The organism is Sodalis-like endosymbiont of Proechinophthirus fluctus, from assembly GCF_001602625.1.
Lineage (GTDB): Bacteria > Pseudomonadota > Gammaproteobacteria > Enterobacterales > Enterobacteriaceae.
The window spans coordinates 2,713-5,462 of record NZ_LECR01000090.1; the positions used below are offsets into that span (position 1 = coordinate 2,713).

Genomic DNA, 2,750 nt, shown 5'->3' on the forward strand with positions numbered 1-2,750 from the left:
AACGTGCGTCAGGTGGATATGTCGGTGACCAGCACCAACGAACAGCGGCGCACGGTGTGGATGACTAGTGAATCTCTGGAAGATTTCCTTCATCCCGACGATCCACTACTGACCGTTGAGGGCCACCCCGCACCGCTGCGGGTGGTTATCGTGGCGGAGAAACCCTACGGCAAACAGCGTGGGGGAGTACGCCTCCCCTTCGCCGCCAATATGCGCCCCATCATGATGGCTAGTCGTCTAGAGTAGGCCCAGGAAGGCCGTTAGCGCCGAATAACGCGAGATAAAAAGAAGCCTAAACAATAGTTTAGTGCCTAGTACTTGCAAGTATTACGTGGATTAAAGAGTGTGAGCTGCAAAAATCAGTTATCACGCTAGACGCGTCTCAACAGGCAACACGGTCAGTGCATGCTTCATATTGGTTACTATGTCACCGTCTGCCCAGTAACAGCTGAACGCGTCCGCTTCGCTGTCGGACGCTCACGCTGACACCCGCTTTCCGATAGCGCATGTAGGATGGAACAAATTGACCGGCGGAGTTGTGCAATTCTTGGATCCCGCTTTGCAAAAACTTTTATGTAGATTAGTCAATCTCACGCCCGCTCTCGCCATAATGATTGGATCACAATTGAGCTCGGTCAGTTCCTTCAATAACGCTGAACCTATTTCCATGCTTTGCTGTTGAATGGAGCTTTAGGGGGTGCGTGCCACCCCTAAATCGGTTAATTGTCGCAGCTCCTGATAAGGATTAAGGCACATACCGAAGGCAAGGTGAAAAGTGACCACCATCGTGATACATAACGCGACACATACGCGCCATCTCAACGTGCCTGTCCACATTGAGCAGGCCAATCACGAATCCTAGAAAGCCTATATCACGGACCTGAGCGACATCATTAAGCATTACCTCGAACTTGGCGATGGGTTGAACCGACAACACAATGCGGTCGCGTACCGCCTACAGCGTTCCAAAAATCAGGCATCAGCCTTTTTTTAGAGCACAACAACGCTCAATCCAGTCCGCGGACGCTTACTCGGTTACTATAGCGCATTCCGTGCTATAGCAGCAAACTGCCAGTTTTGGCATAGTACACTACTCCTTTCTTGATAGCCTTGAATTACTGGCATAGTACACTATGCCAGTAAACTGCAGCGTTATTATTAATTGTGCAGGGAAAAGACTATGGCATTCAACTTCGATGAATATATCACAACCGGCATCACAGCGATAATTATAATTGGTAAAAATATGCCGGTCAGGATGTCATCTTACTCTGGGTGGCCGATACAGACTATTTCGTTCTCCTCTTTTTTGTCTGGATTTACGCCAGCGTATTAGACGTAACTAATCTACACGCCTTTTTTGAACAGCGGGTATCGCGCTGATTTCGGCGATCGACGCTTTGTTCGGCTCAATTTCTGCTGCATCAGGGATGCTTAGACGCTGCCATGAAATAGAGCTCCCTCGGGTAAGGCGTATCAGCCTTACGCTGCAATACCGTTTCAATATATCCCTATTCTTCATATAGATATCGCTGCTCGCTGGGCTAGGGAAGCTTAATACAATGGATCGCTTTACCTTTTAAAACCATCGGCGTCATCAGTTCAAATAGTGCAATGTTACGGCCGTTAATTGTCGTTTCATTCAAAATACGGTTACATTGGGAGAGATACCCTGATACCAGAGTTGCGCTGTGAGATCTACAGCGTACGGCAATATGATTGATAAAAAATTTTTTAGCAAAATACCTAATCTATTCATTAATAGCGTATAGCTAGGCGTCAAAATGCACTCAATAGATTTAAATCCAATAATTTTGGAACGTCGGTCCAATTCATTTTTCTTTATCCTTATTTATCTTCTTTTCCCCCGCATCGCTCTCCTCTATTGCCAGGCGTACCACACTGTTTACCGCTTTTCTCCCTTCTCGTAGAGCAGTGATCGACCGCGTGATAGGGTATTAATATTAATCTGTTAATTTGAAAGACGGTATTAAACAGCAAATATTTATCATAATTAATAGAAATAGAAATATTATCCCTATATTTCATGATATTACATTTACAAAAATCAGCTTTATCTCATATTTCAAAGCGATTAAAGGTGTAAAAGGTAGGTATATTCTTAAATCGCGCCAAACGGATTGTGCGTCCAGGATATTTTAGATATCTAAATAATAGATAGAATATAAAACTCTATTATTAACTTTATGCCTGTTGCTAGTTTATTATCACTGTCTAATTCTACAATCTAGCATTTGTGCAGCAAAAATCGTAATCATCTCGGCATTTTTCGCAATGAACACCGCCTCTATCGTTAATGTCCCAGATTCCTGCTTCGCGGCGGGCAGTCCATTCTGCTTTACTTCCCGTGCCCGTTAAATCCGTCTTACCCACTCACTATACTGACTCCCGCTGTCGATTATGGTATAAGCATGGTTTATTTTTCGAATCTGACCACCGTGGCCGCACGGTTATGGTAGCTTAGTCAGGTTGCCAGGGAATGTCAGCGCTCTGCCTGCCTCCCACCCATGCAACAAAGGTATTCCGGTGAACATCCACACACTTCTCTCTGAAAAAATCCAGCAGGCACTGGCGGCCGCAGGCGCGAGCGCTGACTGCGAAGCGCAGGTGCGGCAGTCGGCGAAGGCCCAGTTCGGCGATTATCAGGCCAATGGCATTATGGCGATCGCCAAGCACCTCGGTCTTCCGTCCCGCACGCTGGCAGAAAAGGTCGTCGGCTTGCTTGATTT

At 46.1% G+C, this 2,750-nt stretch carries 2 protein-coding genes and 2 pseudogenes; 2 read left to right on the plus strand and 2 right to left on the minus strand.

The window, feature by feature from the left end:
* Positions 1-246 (plus strand): DUF1698 domain-containing protein (locus tag BG74_RS18280; RefSeq protein ID WP_244267477.1); only part of this gene is annotated, 246 nt, incomplete at its 5' end.
* A 120-nt stretch (positions 247-366) separates the two neighbouring features.
* Here BG74_RS18280 and BG74_RS11695 read toward each other — a convergent pair.
* Positions 367-1,084, minus strand: a pseudogene (locus BG74_RS11695) (copper homeostasis protein CutC).
* Positions 1,085-1,544: 460 nt separating this feature from the next.
* Positions 1,545-1,751 (minus strand): VOC family protein, encoded by a 207-nt coding sequence (locus BG74_RS19925; protein ID WP_187202873.1) that lies wholly within the window; start codon positions 1,749-1,751, stop codon positions 1,545-1,547.
* 796 nt (positions 1,752-2,547) lie between these two features.
* Here BG74_RS19925 and BG74_RS18285 point away from each other — a divergent pair.
* Positions 2,548-2,750, plus strand: a pseudogene (locus tag BG74_RS18285) (arginine--tRNA ligase); the annotation flags it as partial.